The 18910-nt window shown below is 50.3% G+C and carries 14 protein-coding genes; 5 read left to right on the top strand and 9 right to left on the bottom strand.

Annotated elements, in window-relative coordinates; translation table 11 throughout:
- The 5 genes from BM485_11280 to BM485_11260 form a co-directional block, all read right to left on the bottom strand.
- A partial coding sequence (locus tag BM485_11280; GenBank protein OKY75002.1) for a chemotaxis protein occupies positions 1 to 2905 on the bottom strand: 2905 nt, incomplete at its 3' end.
- Positions 2906 to 3119: 214 nt separating this feature from the next.
- A complete protein-coding gene (locus BM485_11275) occupies positions 3120 to 4340 on the bottom strand; it encodes an IS256 family transposase (protein OKY75001.1) in 1221 nt (406 codons plus the stop codon).
- Between the two features lie 59 nt (positions 4341 to 4399).
- Complete coding sequence (locus BM485_11270) at positions 4400 to 4843, bottom strand: IS200/IS605 family transposase (GenBank protein ID OKY75000.1); 444 nt, start codon at positions 4841 to 4843, stop codon at positions 4400 to 4402.
- A gap of 260 nt (positions 4844 to 5103) precedes the next feature.
- Positions 5104 to 7203: a chemotaxis protein CheA gene (locus BM485_11265; GenBank protein ID OKY75023.1), complete on the bottom strand. Its 2100-nt coding sequence runs from the start codon at positions 7201 to 7203 to the stop codon at positions 5104 to 5106.
- A gap of 117 nt (positions 7204 to 7320) precedes the next feature.
- Complete coding sequence (locus BM485_11260) at positions 7321 to 8700, bottom strand: hypothetical protein (GenBank protein OKY74999.1); 1380 nt, start codon at positions 8698 to 8700, stop codon at positions 7321 to 7323.
- A gap of 358 nt (positions 8701 to 9058) precedes the next feature.
- On the opposite strand from BM485_11260, the gene BM485_11255 reads away from it, so the two are divergent.
- The 3 genes from BM485_11255 (at position 9059) to BM485_11245 (ending at position 13169) form a co-directional block, all read left to right on the top strand.
- Entirely contained in the window at positions 9059 to 10567 is a 1509-nt protein-coding gene (locus BM485_11255; GenBank protein ID OKY74998.1) for a hypothetical protein, read from the top strand.
- Positions 10568 to 10752: 185 nt separating this feature from the next.
- Entirely contained in the window at positions 10753 to 11448 is a 696-nt protein-coding gene (locus BM485_11250; GenBank protein ID OKY74997.1) for a hypothetical protein, read from the top strand.
- Positions 11449 to 11795: 347 nt separating this feature from the next.
- A complete protein-coding gene (locus BM485_11245; protein ID OKY74996.1) occupies positions 11796 to 13169 on the top strand; it encodes a capsule biosynthesis protein CapK in 1374 nt (457 codons plus the stop codon).
- Between the two features lie 58 nt (positions 13170 to 13227).
- On the opposite strand, the gene BM485_11240 is transcribed toward BM485_11245, so the two are convergent.
- From BM485_11240 to BM485_11230, 3 genes are read right to left on the bottom strand one after another with little or no spacing between them, the layout of a single operon-like run.
- Complete coding sequence (locus BM485_11240; protein ID OKY74995.1) at positions 13228 to 13413, bottom strand: hypothetical protein; 186 nt, start codon at positions 13411 to 13413, stop codon at positions 13228 to 13230.
- Complete coding sequence (locus tag BM485_11235) at positions 13356 to 14663, bottom strand: hypothetical protein (GenBank protein OKY74994.1); 1308 nt, start codon at positions 14661 to 14663, stop codon at positions 13356 to 13358. The genes BM485_11240 and BM485_11235 overlap by 58 nt, the downstream gene beginning before the upstream one ends.
- A 58-nt stretch (positions 14664 to 14721) precedes the next feature.
- Positions 14722 to 16101 (bottom strand): hypothetical protein, encoded by a 1380-nt coding sequence (locus tag BM485_11230; GenBank protein ID OKY74993.1) that lies wholly within the window; start codon positions 16099 to 16101, stop codon positions 14722 to 14724.
- Positions 16102 to 16467: 366 nt separating this feature from the next.
- Here BM485_11230 and BM485_11225 point away from each other — a divergent pair, with 366 nt between their 5' ends.
- Both BM485_11225 and BM485_11220 read left to right on the top strand, forming a co-directional pair.
- Positions 16468 to 17067 (top strand): hypothetical protein, encoded by a 600-nt coding sequence (locus tag BM485_11225; protein OKY74992.1) that lies wholly within the window; start codon positions 16468 to 16470, stop codon positions 17065 to 17067.
- Positions 17068 to 17178: 111 nt separating this feature from the next.
- The gene (locus tag BM485_11220; GenBank protein ID OKY74991.1) at positions 17179 to 17370 is read left to right on the top strand and encodes a hypothetical protein; all 192 of its coding nucleotides are present in this window, start codon (positions 17179 to 17181) and stop codon (positions 17368 to 17370) included.
- 1175 nt (positions 17371 to 18545) lie between these two features.
- Here BM485_11220 and BM485_11215 read toward each other — a convergent pair.
- Positions 18546 to 18773 carry a hypothetical protein gene (locus BM485_11215; protein OKY74990.1) on the bottom strand — a complete coding sequence of 76 codons (228 nt, stop codon included), beginning with the start codon at positions 18771 to 18773 and terminating at the stop codon, positions 18546 to 18548.
- Positions 18774 to 18910: the final 137 nt, after the last annotated feature.

Genomic DNA, 18910 nt, shown 5'->3' with positions numbered 1-18910 from the left:
CCATCTCTTCGGCGGCCGAGGCGTTCTGCTGGATGACCTGGTCGAGCTGCTGGATGGCCTTGTTGATCTGCTCCGCCCCGGAGTCCTGTTCCTTGCTGGAGGCGCTGATCTCCTGCACCAGCTCTGCGGTCTTCTGGATGTCCGGCAGCATCTTGTTCAGCATGTCGCCCGCCTGCTCGGCAATGGCCACACTGCTGGTGGAGAGTTTACTGATCTCGCCCGCCGCCGCCTGGCTCCGTTCAGCGAGCTTGCGCACCTCGGAGGCGACAACGGCAAAGCCCTTGCCGTGTTCCCCGGCCCGGGCCGCCTCGATGGCGGCGTTCAAGGCCAGCAGGTTGGTCTGCCGGGCGATCTCCTCGATGATGGAGATCTTGGCGGCGATCTGCTTCATGGCGGCCACGGTTTCGCTGACCGCCTTGCCCCCTTCCCGGGCGTCCGTGGCGCTTTTCACCGCGATCTTTTCCGTCTGCATGGCATTGTCGGTGTTCTGGCGGATGTTGGCGGCCATCTGCTCCATGCTGGAAGAAATCTCTTCCGCGCTGGCCGCCTGCTCGGTGGCGCCCTGGGACATGTGCTGGGCCGTGGCGGACAGTTCCTGGGAGCCCGCGGCGACATTATCCGCCGCGCCCTGCACTTCCAGCACCACCTCTTTCAGTTTGGCCACCATGGCTGACAGGGACTCCATCAGTTCGTCCTTGTCGCTGCGCTTTTTCACCTCCACCATCAGGTTGCCCCGGGCGACCAGCTTGGCGTTATCCGTGATCTCTTTCAGCGCCACCACGTTACTGGTGATGGCCCCGGCAATTTTTTGGAAATTATCGGCAATGGCCCGGGTGTCTTCATCCGCCGCCGCAACCGTGGTGTTGACCGCCAGATCGCCGATGGTGAGCATTTCCAGATTGGCAAGCAGCTTGCTCACCTCGCTGTTCTGGTAGGACGCCTGTTTTTCCGCCACCCGGGCCGCCTTTTTCACCGCCGTCATGTCCGTCACCACCTCAAAGGCGGCGATGATGCTGCCGTTGTCATCCTTGATCGGGATGCCGAAATAGCTGATGTCGAGATTAAGCCCGCCCGGATGGGCATCGGTTTCGCTGGTGGAAAGCTGGTTTGCCGTCATGGCCCGGCCGCAGGCGCAGCGGTCGGTCTTGCAGTCGCTGGTTCGGAAGTGATCAAAGCATTTACTGCCGATGACCTGCTGCTGGCTCCTGCCCCCGGCCTCGGCGCCGGCTTTGTTCATGTAGAGCACGTTGAAATCCCGGTCAATGATCATGGCCGGCGCCGGCATGACGTCCAGCAGGCCCACCAACCGGTCAAAGACCATGTTGACACCCTGAATCAATTTTTGATAATCACCTTGATGCCGCGCCGCGTCGGCCCTGGTGTTGATCCGTCCTTCCATGGCCGCCTTGCCCAGCATCTCGGCATCAGCGGTCAGGGCGCGGATGGAGTCGACTGTTTTGTTGGTGGCCGCGGCGATCTTGTTGAAGTTTTCGGCAATGGCATGGGTGTCATCATCCGCCGCTGCCACGCTGGTGCTGAAATTCAAATCACCCTTGGCCAGCATTTCCAGATTGGCGATCAGTTTGCTCACCTCATTGTTCTGGTACGCGGCCTGTTTCTCCGCCAGCCGGGCCGCCTTTTTCACCGCCGTCATGTCGGTGACCACCTCAAAGGCGGCGATGGTGGTGCCCTTATCGTCCTTGAGCGGGATACCGAAATAGCTGATGTCAAGATTGAGCGATCCGGGATGGGCGTCGGTTTCACCGGTGGCAAATAGGCCCGCTGCCATGGCCCGTCCGCAGGCGCATTTGTCGGTCTTGCAGTCGCTGGTTCTGAAATGATCAAAACACTTGGAGCCGATGAGCTGCTGCTGGCTCCTGCCGCCTGCTTCGGCCCCGGCCCTGTTCATGTAGAGCACGCTGAAATCCCGGTCAATGATCATGGCCGGCGCCGGCATGGCGTCGAGCAGGCCGACCAGCCGATCGGCGATGGTGTTGACCCCCTGGATCAATTTCCGGAAATCGCCCTGATGTTTTGCCTCGTCGGCCCGCACCGTGATCCGCCCTTCCATGGTGGCCTTGCCCAGCATCTCGGCGTCGGCGGTCAGGGCGCGAACGGTTTCCACCATCTTTTTCATGGCGGCCATGACGCTGCCCGTATCATCGGCCTTGAGGCGGATCTGCCGGGAAAAATCCCCGACGGAAACCATGGTTGCCACCTCGCCAAGCTCTTTCGGGTCCGCGCCAAGCTGGCGGAGAATCGAACGGGTCAGAAAAAAAGCAACGCAGACGGCAAGCAGCACCGCCGCCCCGCCCAAACCGAACATAACGTTGCGGGAAGTGTTGTAGGTCGCCACGGCCTCATCATGACGAAGCCTGTTTTGCTCCATGTTATGGGCAATCAGCTCCTCGAACTGCCCATGCAGGGCGTGTTCCGCCGGCACCCCTTCCCTGATGCGCAAGGCTTCGGCCTCTTCATCATTATCATCCATGGCAAACGCGATGATCCCGGCATCCACGTTTGCCAAGGCATTGGCGGCATCCTTCAGCTTGGCGATGATGGCCAACCCCTTGGCGTCAGTCGCCGCATCCGTCATCTCCTCAACCTTTTTCAGGCTGCTGTCGAATTTTTCGCGGAAACCGGCGATCTGCCGGTTGTATTCCCGTTGTTTTTCAGCATCCTGCGCAAGAATTATGTTGCGAACATTGAGGGCGATTGCGGAGATATCGGTATTGATGTCATTGACCAGATCCATCCTGGTTATGTTGACCGCGACAATCTCCTCCATGCCGTCTTCGATGGTTTTCATGCCCTGGACGCCGATCCAGACCAGCAGCAGCATGATCGCCGTCACCACGGTGAAACCCGCCCCCACTTTTCTGCTGAGATTCATGTTCGCGAGCATTGTTGAGCCTCCTTTGGATGTACGATTCGACTGACTTGTATATGATGCGAGTAAGTAACCACCGGCAAAGCCGGTGGCTTTAAACACCGTGGACCGCTCAAAGCGGTATGTTTAAAAGATTATCTGACCACCATTCGGTGGTCATAACCAGCGTCAACCTTGCTTAAATAGGGCCTGTAAAGAATTTTGTGTAAATGGTTTTCATTTTTAATTTTCAATATGCAGGCATTCTGTCGCCGAACAAGATTGAAAAGCGGTTCAAGGCAGCCTTCCAGTCTCTGATTGGCATAGTCCATTTTTTGGCGATATTGTTCAGCGCCATGTAAAGCAGTTTAAGCATCGACTCGTCATTGGGAAATGAACCCCGGTTCTTGGTAACTTTGCGCAGTGACATGTTCAACGACTCAATAGCATTGGTGGTATATATCACCTTGCGTATCTCGGGCGAATACGCAAAAAATGGGGTGATTCTTTCCCAATTTCTTCGCCAGGATTGGCCGATGGACGGATGCGTTTTGTCCCATTTTTCTTCAAAGGTCATCAGTTCCATTTCGGCCTGCTCGGCTGTTGGCGATTGGTAAATGGCCTTGAGATCCGCAGCCACCTCTTTGCGCTGTTTCCATGAGACATATTTCAGGGAATTGCGCACCATGTGGACGAGACAGAGCTGGACCTGGGTGAAGGGGAAAACCGTCTCAATGGCTTCAGGAAAACCCTTGAGGCCATCGACGCAGGCAATGAAAATATCCTGCACGCCACGGTTTCTTAGCTCAGTCACTACCTGCAACCAGAACTTGGCGCCCTCGTTTTCGGCAACCCACATTCCCAGGACATCCTTGACGCCGTCCATGGTGATGCCAATAGCCAGATAGACCGCCTTGTTCTTAACATGCCCATTGTCGCGCACCTTAACCCGGATAGCGTCCATGTAAACAATGGGATAAATGGGGTCCAACGGGCGATTTTGCCAAACTTTAACCTCGTCAGCAACGGCATCGGTGACCGTTGAAATCAGGGTGGGAGAGACATCAACTCCGTAAATGTCTTCCAAGTGCCCCTGAATCTCCCTGGTAGTCATCCCTCGGGAGTAGAGAGAGATAATCTTGTCGTCAAAGCCGGGAAAGCGGGTTTGCCCTTTGGGAATGATGACCGGATCGAAACTGCTGTCGCGGTCGCGCGGGACCTCAATCGGCATTTTACCGAAGTCGCCCTTGATGGTCTTTGCAGAGTTACCATTTCGGGCATTACCGCCTTTGGTGACGATGGTTCCATGTTTTTCGTGGCCCAGGTGGACGGTCATTTCCGCCTGTAACGCCCGCTCCAGTAAGGCCTTGGTGAGCTGCTTGAGCAGCCCGTTTTCACCGATCAGTTCTTCGGGCTTCTGGTAATTGTAGTCGGCAAGTAAACGATCCAAAATTTCTTTATCAATGGCCATATGAGCTCCTTTTTAAAGGGTAGTTTTTTGACTTACTCAGTCATAGCCATTTACACAAACTATTTTACACCCTCCTTAAATAACGATAATTGCTCGATACGCTGGTCTTCCTTTTCTTGCTTTTTGATATAGTTCCGGACGACCTCTTCATCGGCGCCTACTGTTGACACAAAATATCCTCGTGCCCAGAAATGCATTCCGTTGAAATTCTTCCGCTGTCCAAGGTAAATCCGAGCGATGTGAATTGCACTTTTCCCCTTTATGTATCCAACTACTTGTGCTACCGAATATTTCGGTGGTATCGATATCAGCATGTGGACATGATCTGGGAGCAAATGCCCTTCCACCACCTTGCTCTCCTTCTGACGAGCAAGTTCATGAAAAACCTCCCCCAGATTCTTCCGTAGTTGCCCATAAAGTACTTTCCGCCGGCATTTCGGTATCCATACCACATGGTACTTGCAATCCCACCTCGTGTGACTTAAAGATTGTATGTCGTTCATCGAAACCTCCATTCTCGTGACTTTGAGCGGTCCACGAGTTTGGAGGCTTCGATATTATTCCGGAACTGTCAAACTTTTGTTGTCCCCCGGCAAAGCCGGGGGTTTACCTAAAGGAAATTACCTTACTTTCGACGTTGTATTTGCGAACGCGGCACTCGACATTCCCCTGTCGACACGACATCACTGACAACGGCGGCAAGGGATTGCCGCCCTGCAATCGTACAGTGCGGGCGGTCGGCAACCCATGCCGCCGATTTTTCCTAGATCTGATCGTGTTCGATATTTTCCGCGTCCCTGGCCAGGACGCCCGGGTCGAGAATGAGCGCCACGGAGCCGTCGCCCAGGATGGTGGCGCCGGAGATGCCCTTGACATGCTGATAAAAACGGCCCAGCGGCTTGATGACGGTCTGATGTTCGCCCACCACGAAATCCACCACGAACCCCACCCGCGTCCCATGCACCGAGACAATGACGACCTGCTCGATCTCGGGACGCTCGCCCGCCACCGTGAACTGGTCCCGCAGGCAGATATAGGGGGTGAGATTGCCCCGCACCCGGGCCAGATTGCGGCCATGCCCCGCCGCCACATCCTCCCGGGACAGCTCCACGCACTCCTCCACCGCGGCCAGCGGCAGGACAAAATGGCTGTCGCCGATCTTAACCAGCAGGCTCTCGATGATGGCGAGCGTCAGCGGAATCTTCAGGGTAATGGTGGTGCCCGTGCCGAGCAGGCTGTCGACACTGATCGAGCCCCGCAGACCCTCGATGCCGCGTTTGACCACATCCATGCCCACCCCGCGCCCGGAAACACTGGTCACCTTGTCGGCGGTGGAAAAACCCGGGGCGAATATCTGGGCGAATATCTCCTTGTCCGTCAGCTCGGCATGGGCGGCAATGAGCCCCTTTTCCACCGCCTTGGCGCGGATGATCTCCGGGTCAAGGCCCTTGCCGTCGTCACGGATGGTGATCAGGACCGAATCGCCGGAGTGTTCGGCCCCGAGACTGACGGTGCCGGATGACGGTTTGCCGGCGGCAAGCCGGTCTGCGGGCATTTCGATGCCGTGATCGATGCTGTTTCTGATGATGTGCACCAGGGGGTCGTTCAGTTTTTCAATAACGGTCTTGTCGAGCTCGGTTTCGGCGCCGAAGGTTTCCATCTCGATTTCCTTGCCCAGCTCTCCGGACAGATCCCGCACCAGCCGCTTGAATTTGCTGAAGGTGCTGCCGATGGGCAGCATGCGGATGTTCAGGGCCGTGTCGCGCAGTTCGTTGGTCAACCGCTCCACCTCTTCGGCGATGGCAATAAAGGTGGCGTCTTTCAAGACATTGGCGACCTGGGTCAGATGGGCCTGCACCGTCACCATCTCGCCCACCAGGTTCACCAGCTGATCAAGCCGCTCCGCCGGCACCCGGATGCTGGCCGCCGCATCGCCGGCTGCTCGTTCCTGGCGCGCCGCCTTGACCTGCTGCTGTTCCACCAGGGCCGACTCCACCTTTTCCGGCGCCACCACGCCCTGGTCCACCAGCAGTTCGCCCAAGCGTTTCTGCTGCCGCAAAATCTTCTCCGCCTCGCCCGGCTGCAGGTCGCCCCGCTCCACCAGAATCTCTCCCAGTCTTTTGTAACTCTGGTCCTGGTCGGCAAAATCGCCGCCGTCAATCTGCTCGATCTTGATTTCGCAGTCATCCTCGACAAAGATGAAGACGTCCCGGATGGCGTCCTCGCCACGGTCGCCGGTCAGGATAATATCCCAGTAAATATAGCAGTGCTCGCTTATCAGCCCGTCAAGGACGGGGACATCGCCCAGCTGGGCCACCACATGGCAGGCACCCAGGGCCCGCAGTTCATTGAGCAGGGAGATCGGGTTGCTGCCGCTTAGCAGCAGTTCCCGGTTGGGCCGGAAACGGATGCGCCAGGTATTCTTTTCCTCCGGCTCCTTCCCAGGCGCGACTGGGGCAGCGGCATCTTTTTTCGCGGGCGCGTCGGCTTGCGGCAGAAGCCGGCGGAGGCGCGCGACAATGGCGTCGCCCTCCTGCCGGTTTACCTCGCCGAGACCCGCCGAGGCGTCGAGCAGGGCCGAGATATGATCGCGGGCCTGCAGCGTCAGGTCAAGCAGCTCTTTCGTCACCAAAAGTTTGCCGTTGCGGACCAGGTCAAACACCGTCTCCACCTCGTGGGTGAAGGCGGCTATTTCATCAAAACCGAACATGGCGCCGGAGCCCTTGATGGTATGCATGGCCCGGAAAACCCGGTTGATCAGGTCGCCGTCATCCGGGGTTTCCTCCAGATCAAGCAATGATGTTTCCAGCTCGGCCAGCAGTTCGGTGGCTTCTTCCCGGTAGGTTGCGATATGTTGATCCATCATGGGGAATCCTTTTTTAGGTTGGTGAGACTATTCGGCTATTGCCTATTAGGTTGAGGGGTTTTAGCTGTTCGCAATGATCGCATGAGGGCGGCCATAACAGCCCGTTGAAAAAACTTAAATTTCGGAAAACAGCGGCCGCAACCGACAGCCGTATGAAAAGTCCGTCATTTTCAAAAAAGACCTCTGCCTGATCAATATTTCGGGCAGTAGCAGGGCAAAAACAGTGGCAAAAATGGCAAAAATACCCAAAATAAGACGCCGCAGGACATCGGCCATCCCTTTCGGGGTGCCCTGTCCAAAGATTACCCGCATGAGAAGTCCCAAATTGTAGGCAGCGGCATGAATCAGGTAGCGTTTACTGACATTTTCCAGACCGCGAAGCGTCATCCGGGCAAGATTGCCACCTCGCTTGAGCATGGCAAAACTTCGTTCCACAATCTCGGAACGCCGACGGGACAACTGTTTTCCGTGGTCTCCCCGAGTGCGGCGGCGATTGCCGTGAAATTCCCGGCAGGCCTCTTTGTCGCCATGCCAACTTCGTCTCTGTTCGCTCTGCCGCTCCGGAATGTAGGTGGTGATCCCTTTGTCGGCATTGAGTTTCCTGATCAACTCCGCCTTGTGGTATCCTTTGTCGGTAACCACGCACAGCAGTTCCGGCGCTTCGTCACCGAGAACGGCAAGGTTCTCCTCGACTTGTTCCAGCGTCTCCTCGATGCTTGCCGTATCGCCCTGATCAGCCGGATGCACCACGACGCCCAGCATGGCCCCGGTGGCAAGATCGACCGCATGTTCCGCCTTGTAGGCAAGATGGGTCGTGCCATTCTTCATCTTGGCGATACGGGCGTCGGGATCGGTTTCCGATTGCCACTCGCGATTGGAAAGTTTCTTGCCTGTGCGTTTCCTGTCGAAACGGGCAACGTCGGCGGCATCACCTGGCTCTTGACCTGCCTCGCGCATCAACGTTTTGACATAGTCGGTGTAGGAGGAACCGGTATCTTTTCGCGCCAGACGCCGCAGAGAGGCATTGGCTTCAATGGTTGTCGAGTCGACACCAGTCGCGTATGCATCGATCAGCCCGTGTTGATGGACAATGCAGAGGATACGCTGGAAAACCTTGGTGTACAGCTCCAGCGGCAATCGTTGCCGCCAGATGGTGAAACTTGAATGATCCGGCGTTTTTTCGTGAATCTGATAGCCGAGGAACTCCCGCAACGACATCCTGTCACTGCAATGCCAGGCAATGCTGCGTTCGGACTGAAACCCTTCCAGGTAGCCGACAAAGAGCATGCGGAAGTAGACACCTGGAGGAATCGAGGGACGACCTGCTTCCGAGAAAAAGGGGGCACATTCCTGTTCCAGCCAGACGTCAAATCCATCGTCATCAAAAAGACGGTTGAGGCGGGTGTAAAAGGGATGGCCACCGCGTGGGGCCAGGTCGCTATGGGCGATCCAGAGCGGGAGCTGTTTATGTTTTTTGCGTTTACCGATGGCCATGAAGAAAAACCCCTGTTGTGTGATGAGTTGTCACGACATTTTACCCGATCGGCCGATTCATTCAATCTCAATCAATGGCCACAACAGGGTTTTTCAACGGGCTGTTAAGCGCGCTGTTGGTATCGATGCCGTCAATCCTGGTCAGATCGCGTAAATGATTTTTTTAAAACACCAGATTTGACTATAACTCCATGCTACGGCCTGCAACTCTGACTGAGTGAGTTTAATTTACACACAATGGGGTCTCATTTTGATTGACACGTTCCGAAAGAGACACCCGAGCTTTTATTTATTTGAATTCCTTTGTAATTTTATGATACAGCAGGGATTTTAAATCTTTTTTTCGTGGACATTACGGATGAGCAGGCGCGCCCTCATATTTAATTCTATTTCTGGATCGGTGCTTTTCATTGTAAACATCGTTGTGGCTTTCTACATGAGTCCAATTCTCGTAAAGGTCTTGGGAAATCGTGATTTCGGCTTATGGGAATTGGTAATTAGCGTTGTCGGATATATGGGCATTCTTGATTTAGGAATTGGCCCCGCCTTGGTGCGTTTTGTTTCTGTAGCTGATGGCAAGAAAGATCTTCAAGATTTACAGCAAACAATGAGCACCGCTTTTATTTTTTTTGTCATTATTGGTATCATAACGTCGCTGCTGTTTTTAGTATTTAGTATTTTCCCCCACCTCATAATAGGTGATGAGTCAAAAAAAATCACACATATTGGTTCCGTATTTTTCTTGTTTGGCCTAAATGCACTGGTACTTTTCCCTATGCGTGTGTTTATTGCTGGACTAATGGGTGTACAGCGTCATTATTTCATAAACAACTCGCGAGCGATTATTACCGTTATCCGTTCCGTAGTTATAATTATTTTATTGCATCTCTACCCGAATTACGGATTAATATGGCTTGTTCTAATGGAATCAATTTCCAATACAATCCAGTGTTTTCTTTTTGTCGTTGCCGCCAAAAAAGATAAACGATTGCCACCAATAACTATTTCTTCTGTGTCGCTAAAGAAAGCGAAAGAGTTGTTTGATTTCGGCGCGAAAAGTGTTGTTATAATGGTCGCTTTGCGTCTTCAGAATCAAAGCGTTCCGCTTATTATTGCTAATGTTATTGGCTTAAGTCATATTGTGTTTTTTGTCATGCCCAACCGATTGATAGAGTATGGGAAGGAGCTGTCAACGGCGCTAGGGTTGCCTCTCACTCCGTATCTTGGCACCTCTCTTGGCGCAGGGAACAATTTTGAAGTTGAAAAAAAATGGTTGCAAACTACTATGTCTCTGCAAATTGTCTCTATGGCAATGCCTTTGTTTATCCTGTTCTGTGGTGAAAACTTTCTTTCGTTGTGGATTGGACCGGATTACGCTATTGCTGGTCGATGGCCCCTCTATATTCTTTTAGCCGGATTGGTTGCGGACTCGCTAGCCACTAATGCTGTACGGATACTTACAGTTAAGGCAAAACATGGCAAAAATGCGATTATATGGTTTTCCCTTTCTGTATTAAGCATCCCGTTGGGGATATGGGGAGCTCGTCAATGGAGCATCGCGGGAGTTGCTCTGGGAACAACCACTGTCGCAGTATTTGGTAATTTAATTTCACTATATATGGCTTGTTCAGTGATGAAAGTTCCATTATTAAGGTATTTCAGTAGTACATTAAAACCCCTTTTTTTCCCCTTGTTGTTTTTGGGATTATCTTTATGGATATCTGGCATATTTATAATGCCAAAAAATTATTTGATGTTGTTTTTGCAATGCACTGTATCTGGCATAATTTATCTAACAACATTATGGATATTTACGTTGGGTAACGACATAAAAAATAATCTTTGTAAACGGTTTATTCGGAGCTGATCTCAACTTTGGCAGGGAGTTGCCAATTCCAGCATGGCTACTAATAGTAAATATTTTTCATTCACCTCAATCCGTGACGGAGCTACAGTAAAAAGTACCAATGTGACCAATTAACGTGTTGAAATTTATATAAAAATATTGCAATATTCACCTGTCATAAAAACTCACTCAGCAGGTGAAAAAACATGAAACGCTTTATCCTCGAACAGTCTGACGACGAATTCTATACCAGCCACTCCGGATTGGCCCTGGTTGGGTTGTGCATAAACCGATACAGCGGGTTGCCATTGCAGATCAGCAAGAAAATGAAAGGCAATGATGTCATTTCACATACGGATATCGTCCGCAGCTTTCTCGGGCTTCTTTGCCTGGGCAAGAGCGATTATGAAGCCATTTCCGCCATGCGTGATGACACCTATTTCCAGCAATCCCTAGGGATTAAAAATGTTCCATCGGCAGAACGGCTGCGGCAGCGTCTTGATGAACATGCCGAACCACTTCTGCCGATCATCAAGGATTGCTCGGTGGCCATGCTGAAAAAAGGCGGGGTGCATTTCACTGCTCTTGACACCGGTCATGTTCCGCTCGATGCAGATGTTTTTCCCATGGACAACTCAAACACCAAAAAGGAAGGTGTGAGCCGTACCTATCACAACTACAACGGCTATGCCCCGATTGCCTCCTATCTCGGTCTTGAGGGCTGGTGCCTTGAGGTTGAGTTGCGCCCCGGCAGCCAACACAGCCAGGAAGGATTCGTGCCATACCTGAACCGGGTGATCGAGCGGGCCAAAACGCTGACCTCCATGAAGGACAGCACTACGTTTTCACCAAAGTGGTGCGCGTCACGGAGCGAACCACCAACAAACACGGCCAGATGCTGATCGTACCGGATGTGACCGTGGAAGGCTGGTGGACCAATCTTGACCTGTCTGCCCGGGAAATCATCAGCCTCTATGAAGTAAGCGGTCATTAAACCCCATCTTTTCAAACTGATGAGAACAAGTCATGATGCCTCCATTTTAAATTTGCAAAGGAGGCAAAGATAAGTGCGTCTTGTAAACGGAATTTTTCGTCAGATTTTCAAGGATCGTCAACAATTATGCTGTAATCAGGCATAATCGGCAACTTCGAGAGCTGCTCCAGACAAAAAAATGTGCGTTAGGAGCCACATGCTGCTTTTGCAGGATATGGCGTCACTGATTTAGGATTCAGTTAGAGGAGGTTCTTTATGCAGCATCAAAATAACAACAGCTGGCCTGCTTGGTTTATCCGTACGGTTGTTGCTCCGCTATGGGCATTAAAGGAAAACACACCGTATTTACGACATTTGAAACAACTAGAAGTCAGCAAAAGTCGTTCGAAAAGCGAAGTCAGCATCGATCAATGGGCGCGATTGATTAATCTCCTAAAACATGCAACTGAACAGTCTGATTTTTACGCAGGTCGTTTTCAATCTCATCGTATTTCCCCCAATTCTATCAAGACTTGGGAGGATTTTTTACAGATCCCTCTTCTTACCAAGGATGATATCAGGGCCCATAGAAATCAAATGGTGGCTAAAAATTTCGATTACAGTCAGTTAGTTCCTCGAAAAACATCCGGATCAACGGGAGTTTCTTTAGAGTTTTTTGTTGATGAAGCGAGTATGCAATGGAAAAGAGCTGTAACAATGTCCTATGACCGATGGTCCGGTTGGGACATCGGAGAAAGGGTTGGTGCTATTTGGGGCAACCCTGACTATAAAGCCAATTGGCGTATGTACCTGCGCAACTTAATCCTTAACCGCTTCATTTATCTTGATACACTCAAAATGAATGAAGTGGAGATGTTTCACTTCCATAAGACGTTGTGCAAAAAACCTCCGAAGATTCTTTTCGGACATGCCCATTCATTGTATTTATTTGCGCGCTTTATGCAGCAGAGAGGTCTTTCTGGAATTCATCCGCACGGTATCATTAGCACTTGTATGGTCCTCCATGATTTTGAGCGGCGAACAATAGAGGGTGTTTTTGGCTGTCCGGTCACAAATCGCTACGGTTGTGAAGAGGTGAGCCTGATCGCTTGCCAGTGCCCTGAGGGCAACATGCACTGCAACTCGGACACCCTTGTGGTTGAAATCATTCGAGATGGCAAACCTGTTCCCCCCGGTGAGCCAGGAGCGATCGTAGTTACCGATTTAACAAACTACGGTATGCCATTTATCCGTTATAAGGTGGGTGATGTGGGGAGCCTTTCGGTAAAGCGAGATTGTCCCTGCGGGTGTACGTATCCGATTATGGGTTCTCTTGAGGGGCGGGTAGCTGATTATGTGGTCACTCCTGAAGGAAACTATATCTCTGGGATATCCCTGACTGAAAATTTTGCTATGCATTTGCCAGGCATTAAGCAGATGCAAATTGTACAGAATAAAATAGACTCTATCCTTTTTCGCCTCGTCAAAAGTGATTCCTATAACGAACAAACGCTTAAGGATGTCGAGATGCTGGCACGTGAACGCTTCGGTGTTACAATGCGTTGGGATATCGAATTTGTCGAAACTATACAGTCGGAAACCTCGGGGAAGTATCGTTTTTGCATTTCAAAATTAGAGAGTCCGTTTTAAAGAGGACCGGTTTGGTTGGGCAATTTCCGCCCGTTTTTAATTGGCAAGTTGCTCCGGATCATGCTGCTTTTTCTTGTTGTAATGTTCCGCAGTAGATTTCTTCTGGGAATTTTTTGCCAAGTCCTTGGTGGCGCCGCTGTTTGTTATAAAATCCAAAATAGTTGCGGAGTTCTTTTCTGGCTCCCGCTAACGAATCGTAAGCCTTTGAGGTACAGTGCTGATTTTTAGAAGATTTGAAGACCACGCTGCTAGCATCAACCAAAGAGGTCTATAAAAATTATGCCCGCCCACCCCAAATAAAAGCAACAAAATTAATGTGGCAATGATGGTGAAACCTAACGCTTGAAAAAAAGACCCTGATTCGCCTTTTTCAGCCAAGTTACGATTGGCAACTAGACACCCTCTGACGGTCGACCAGATGAGTCCGAGCAGAAAAAAAGCTCCGCCAATTCCTAACTGACTTATTACCTCTCCATATAGATTGTGGGACTGAAGAGCGACACCATCTATAAACGAGGTGCGATATCCGATAAAATTTTCCTTGCCAGCACCAACGCCAGTGAATGGGTGCTGCTTGAACATCTCCAAACTTGCAAGGAAACCTTCAATTCTTCCCTCGGCAGATTCCTTTGCGTTCGCTGGCCCAGCATCTTCATTCCAAAGTGTCTCTATTCTTCGTTGTTTGTCTTCCGGCATCAGTTGCCAGCCGACGATAATAAAAACAACGAGGAAAACTAGAATAAAGAATTTCTTCAATCCTTTGAAACGAAATACTTGGAGCATGAAGCATAGCAACATTGCGACAAAACCGGTGCGAGAGCCTGTCAACACAATACAAATAGGGGCAAGCACCAAATAGCCATAATAAAGACGTCGGAGGTACTTAGTCTGTTCAAAGCGTGCAAGAAGATAGGCAAAAGGCATTGCCAATGTCAGGCTTGCAGCAAATCCGTTCGGGTTACTGTAGGCGTCTCCGACCCCTATCATTCGTACGATCCCCATCCTCCATTCGTGTCGTCCATTGTGAAACTCCCAAAGAGAGTGAAGCGAGTAAAACAGCATGCTCAAGACAAAAGCCTTCAAGATAAGTTTTAAATCTTCTTTTGTCTCCACAGAGGAAACAAGCAAAATGTAGAGTAAGACTATTTTAGCATATTCAATTCCTGTATCTATTGCACTCGCAGGAGAAAAGGCAAAAGGCGCAAGTATGAAGTGGAGCCCAAGCAGTCCCAGGACCCATTTGTTGGTATTAGCTTTTACTATAATCAATCGACCAGAGAATGCTGCTACAAGTATCATGAATATGGCATAAATGAACTGGATACGTAAATCGTGCAAATAGGAAATAGATTCCCATGGTCGCTCGGTAAGTAAAAAAATATACCAACAGAGTATTATCAATAACGAGTTGGACTTTTTGTCGTAACTAGTTTTGACTGAACCCATGACGTCAGGAGGGCTACTAAACAAATTTTTAGTTGGAATAGGAGGCATATTGGAGTCGTGAAATTAAACTCAAGTTTCTGGAGTTATAGCAGCCCGTTGAAAAAACTTAAATTTCGGAAAACAGCGGCCGCAACCGACAGCCGTATGAAAAGTCCGTCATTTTCAAAAAAGACCTCTGCCTGATCAATATTTCGGGCAGTAGCAGGGCAAAAACAGTGGCAAAAATGGCAAAAATACCCAAAATAAGACGCCGCAGGACATCGGCCATCCCTTTCGGGGTGCCCTGTCCAAAGATTACCCGCATGAGAAGTCCCAAATTGTAGGCAGCGGCATGAATCAGGTAGCGTTTACTGACATTTTCCAGACCGCGAAGCGTCATCCGGGCAAGATTGCCACCTCGCTTGAGCATGGCAAAACTTCGTTCCACAATCTCGGAACGCCGACGGGACAACTGTTTTCCGTGGTCTCCCCGAGTGCGGCGGCGATTGCCGTGAAATTCCCGGCAGGCCTCTTTGTCGCCATGCCAACTTCGTCTCTGTTCGCTCTGCCGCTCCGGAATGTAGGTGGTGATCCCTTTGTCGGCATTGAGTTTCCTGATCAACTCCGCCTTGTGGTATCCTTTGTCGGTAACCACGCACAGCAGTTCCGGCGCTTCGTCACCGAGAACGGCAAGGTTCTCCTCGACTTGTTCCAGCGTCTCCTCGATGCTTGCCGTATCGCCCTGATCAGCCGGATGCACCACGACGCCCAGCATGGCCCCGGTGGCAAGATCGACCGCATGTTCCGCCTTGTAGGCAAGATGGGTCGTGCCATTCTTCATCTTGGCGATACGGGCGTCGGGATCGGTTTCCGATTGCCACTCGCGATTGGAAAGTTTCTTGCCTGTGCGTTTCCTGTCGAAACGGGCAACGTCGGCGGCATCACCTGGCTCTTGACCTGCCTCGCGCATCAACGTTTTGACATAGTCGGTGTAGGAGGAACCGGTATCTTTTCGCGCCAGACGCCGCAGAGAGGCATTGGCTTCAATGGTTGTCGAGTCGACACCAGTCGCGTATGCATCGATCAGCCCGTGTTGATGGACAATGCAGAGGATACGCTGGAAAACCTTGGTGTACAGCTCCAGCGGCAATCGTTGCCGCCAGATGGTGAAACTTGAATGATCCGGCGTTTTTTCGTGAATCTGATAGCCGAGGAACTCCCGCAACGACATCCTGTCACTGCAATGCCAGGCAATGCTGCGTTCGGACTGAAACCCTTCCAGGTAGCCGACAAAGAGCATGCGGAAGTAGACACCTGGAGGAATCGAGGGACGACCTGCTTCCGAGAAAAAGGGGGCACATTCCTGTTCCAGCCAGACGTCAAATCCATCGTCATCAAAAAGACGGTTGAGGCGGGTGTAAAAGGGATGGCCACCGCGTGGGGCCAGGTCGCTATGGGCGATCCAGAGCGGGAGCTGTTTATGTTTTTTGCGTTTACCGATGGCCATGAAGAAAAACCCCTGTTGTGTGATGAGTTGTCACGACATTTTACCCGATCGGCCGATTCATTCAATCTCAATCAATGGCCACAACAGGGTTTTTCAACGGGCTGATAGTCAATTCTGGTGTTCCAATAAAATAATTTCGGGATTACAACCGAACTTCAGTCATTTTCAGAATGTGCCTTTTTTGTTGGAATTTAAATTTTGGCGAACAGGTTCCAACAGGATACGGCATTTATTTTTTCAAATCCCTCAATCCGTGACGGAGTTGCAGTAAAAAGTACCAATGTGACCAATTAACGTGTTGAAATTTATATAAAAATATTGCAATATTCACCTGTTATAAAAACGCACTCAGCAGGTGAAAAAAACATGAAACGCTTTACCTTCGAACAATCTGACGACGAATTTTATACCAGCCACTCCGGATTGGCTCTGGTTGGGTTGTGCATAAACCGTTACAGCGGGTTACCATTGCAGATCAGCAAGAAAATGAAAGGCAACGATGTTGTTTCGCATACTGATATCGTGCGCAGTTTTCTCGGGCTTCTTTGTCTGGGCAAGAGCGATTATGAAGCCATTTCCGCCATGCGAAATGACACCTATTTCCGGCAATCCCTCGGTATTAAAAATGTCCCATCGGCGGAACGGCTGCGGCAGCGTCTCGATGAACATGCCGAATCACTTGAGCGGTTGCCTTCGGGAAAATTTGCGACCAATTCCTTGATCATGTCCTTGGCCGGCTTGGCTTATAACATCTTGCGGTTTATCGGCCAGCTTGGCCTTCTCGGTGATCGCTCACCAGTGCGCCACTCGGCAAAGCGCAGGAGAATTCGTACCGTTATTCAGGAACTCATGTACCGTGCAGCCAGACTGATTGAGACCGGCAGGAAACTGAAGCTGCGGTTCAGCCGCCACTGTTGCGCATTTGACTCGTTTCAGGCCGTTTATAACCGGCTTGCCTTTGGCTAATGCAAGAACAGAAGAGAAATTTGCCGGAAAGTGGCTGAACAGCAGGCCCTGCCGGGAAAATACGCCTAAAAACAGGCAAATATAGCAATTTTTCAAAGAACAACGGGGACGATGTCCCAATTTACCAGCAATATGCTGGCAATATATAAATTTCTGGCGGTCGCGGTGTTGAAATTTTTTCGCGCCCCACAATTTTTAGGGAGAATCCGGGATACCTCACGGATTCAGGAAGTTGTCAAGATACTGTTTTTTGCAATTCTGTTTTTGGTACATTCGCTGGGCAGTCATGTGCAAAGATTTTAGGGGAAAATACCGCTTTTTCTTGCACACTTTACCATTAAATGCTCAATTTTTTCATTGATATTTCAAGTAAATATCTGTTGTTCGAGGAAGCCTCGATTATGCCGTAATCATGTATAATCGGCAGCTTCGAGAGCTGCGCCAAACAAAAAAATGTGCGCCAGGAACCAAATACTGCTTTTATGGGTTATGGCTTTACTGATTCAGGTATCTTCCTGTTTTAATTGTAGGACTGATCTTTAGTTTTACAAGGTACTGGCCATTCGCAGTAGCAGGAAATTTTTTATGGTGATATTCTGTGGGAAGGCCAGCAGACTCATTACCTTGAGTGTCTACTGCTGTTATAATATATTGTGTAGAGCCATCAGGATTTCCAAGCCAATCAATATACCCTGTAAAAACACCAGCGGATATTGAGGCTATCCTGCATTGAATGCTTATTGTTGGAGCGTTGCCATCTTTTGCATATATATTATAATATCGTATCAAAGTTGTATTGCTTGGATTGTAATTGGTGTAGAATTTTGAAACCCCCTTGGGATCATTGGGGTAATTGGCCCACTGAGCACCTATACCTGCCCCGTCTGACAAGCTGATTGCATAGATGTTGCTTAGCGTCCTTGATTCAAGTCCCGAATGTTCAATAGCAGTAACAGCATAGTAATATAATCCGTTCGATGTAGGCGGTGTGTCAGTAATTGTCCAGTAGGGGTTTTGTCCAGCTTTTATGCCACCATTTGCATAATCAAATTTTTCAAACGAGTTTGCTTTTACTGTATCTATCGGAGTCCATGTAGAATTATCAGATGAACGCCAGAGTCTAAAATAATTAGTCTCCCGAGGCGCGGGAGGGGCGTTCGTTTCTTCATCAGGCCAACCTCTATTCGTATACCCTCGTGGTGTTAAAGTATTTAAGCGCCAATCAAACTGTACTGTAACTGTTCCATTACTCGCGGTTACATTTGAGATTTCAGGTGGGTGTGGATAGTAAGCCACCGCCCAGAAAGTATCAGGGGCATCATCTCTGGTTTCAGACGAAAGAGGATTTAAAAACGACGAGACAAAGGAGATCTTGGTCCCATCAGGGCTCTGTGTCGGCCTGGGTAATGTGTTGTAATCTGCACTTATATATGCGGTATCCGGGGAGGTAAACCAGTTATACCTAGAATGCGTAGAGGCTACTGGCCGCCAGGTGTCATTTTCCACAGGAGCAGCATTATGCTTGTAAATAAATATCTGGCGGGTGAGATTGCTTTCTGCTTGTGAGACACCCCACTTTTCATCACTGAAGGCAACCCAATCAGAAAAGGAAGACCAATCAGTGTGTTGAGGGTGATATACACCACTTCTTGATGTAGACACATCGCCGTGAACTTCATACTCATGATTTTTATAATCATAGACATTACCACCACCTGAAACCAATGGTCCGGTGTTATCCGCAAATGCTACATATCTTCCCCATCTATCAAAAGCCGGATGTGACCAGTAACCACCACAATCCCATGGGTCTTGCTTTGTTCCTCCTAGTCGAACATTCTCC

This window comes from Desulfobulbaceae bacterium DB1, from assembly GCA_001914235.1.
Lineage (GTDB): Bacteria > Desulfobacterota > Desulfobulbia > Desulfobulbales > SURF-16 > DB1.
The sequence above is the reverse complement of the archived record's forward strand: the minus strand, read 5'-3'. Positions and strand labels throughout refer to the sequence as shown.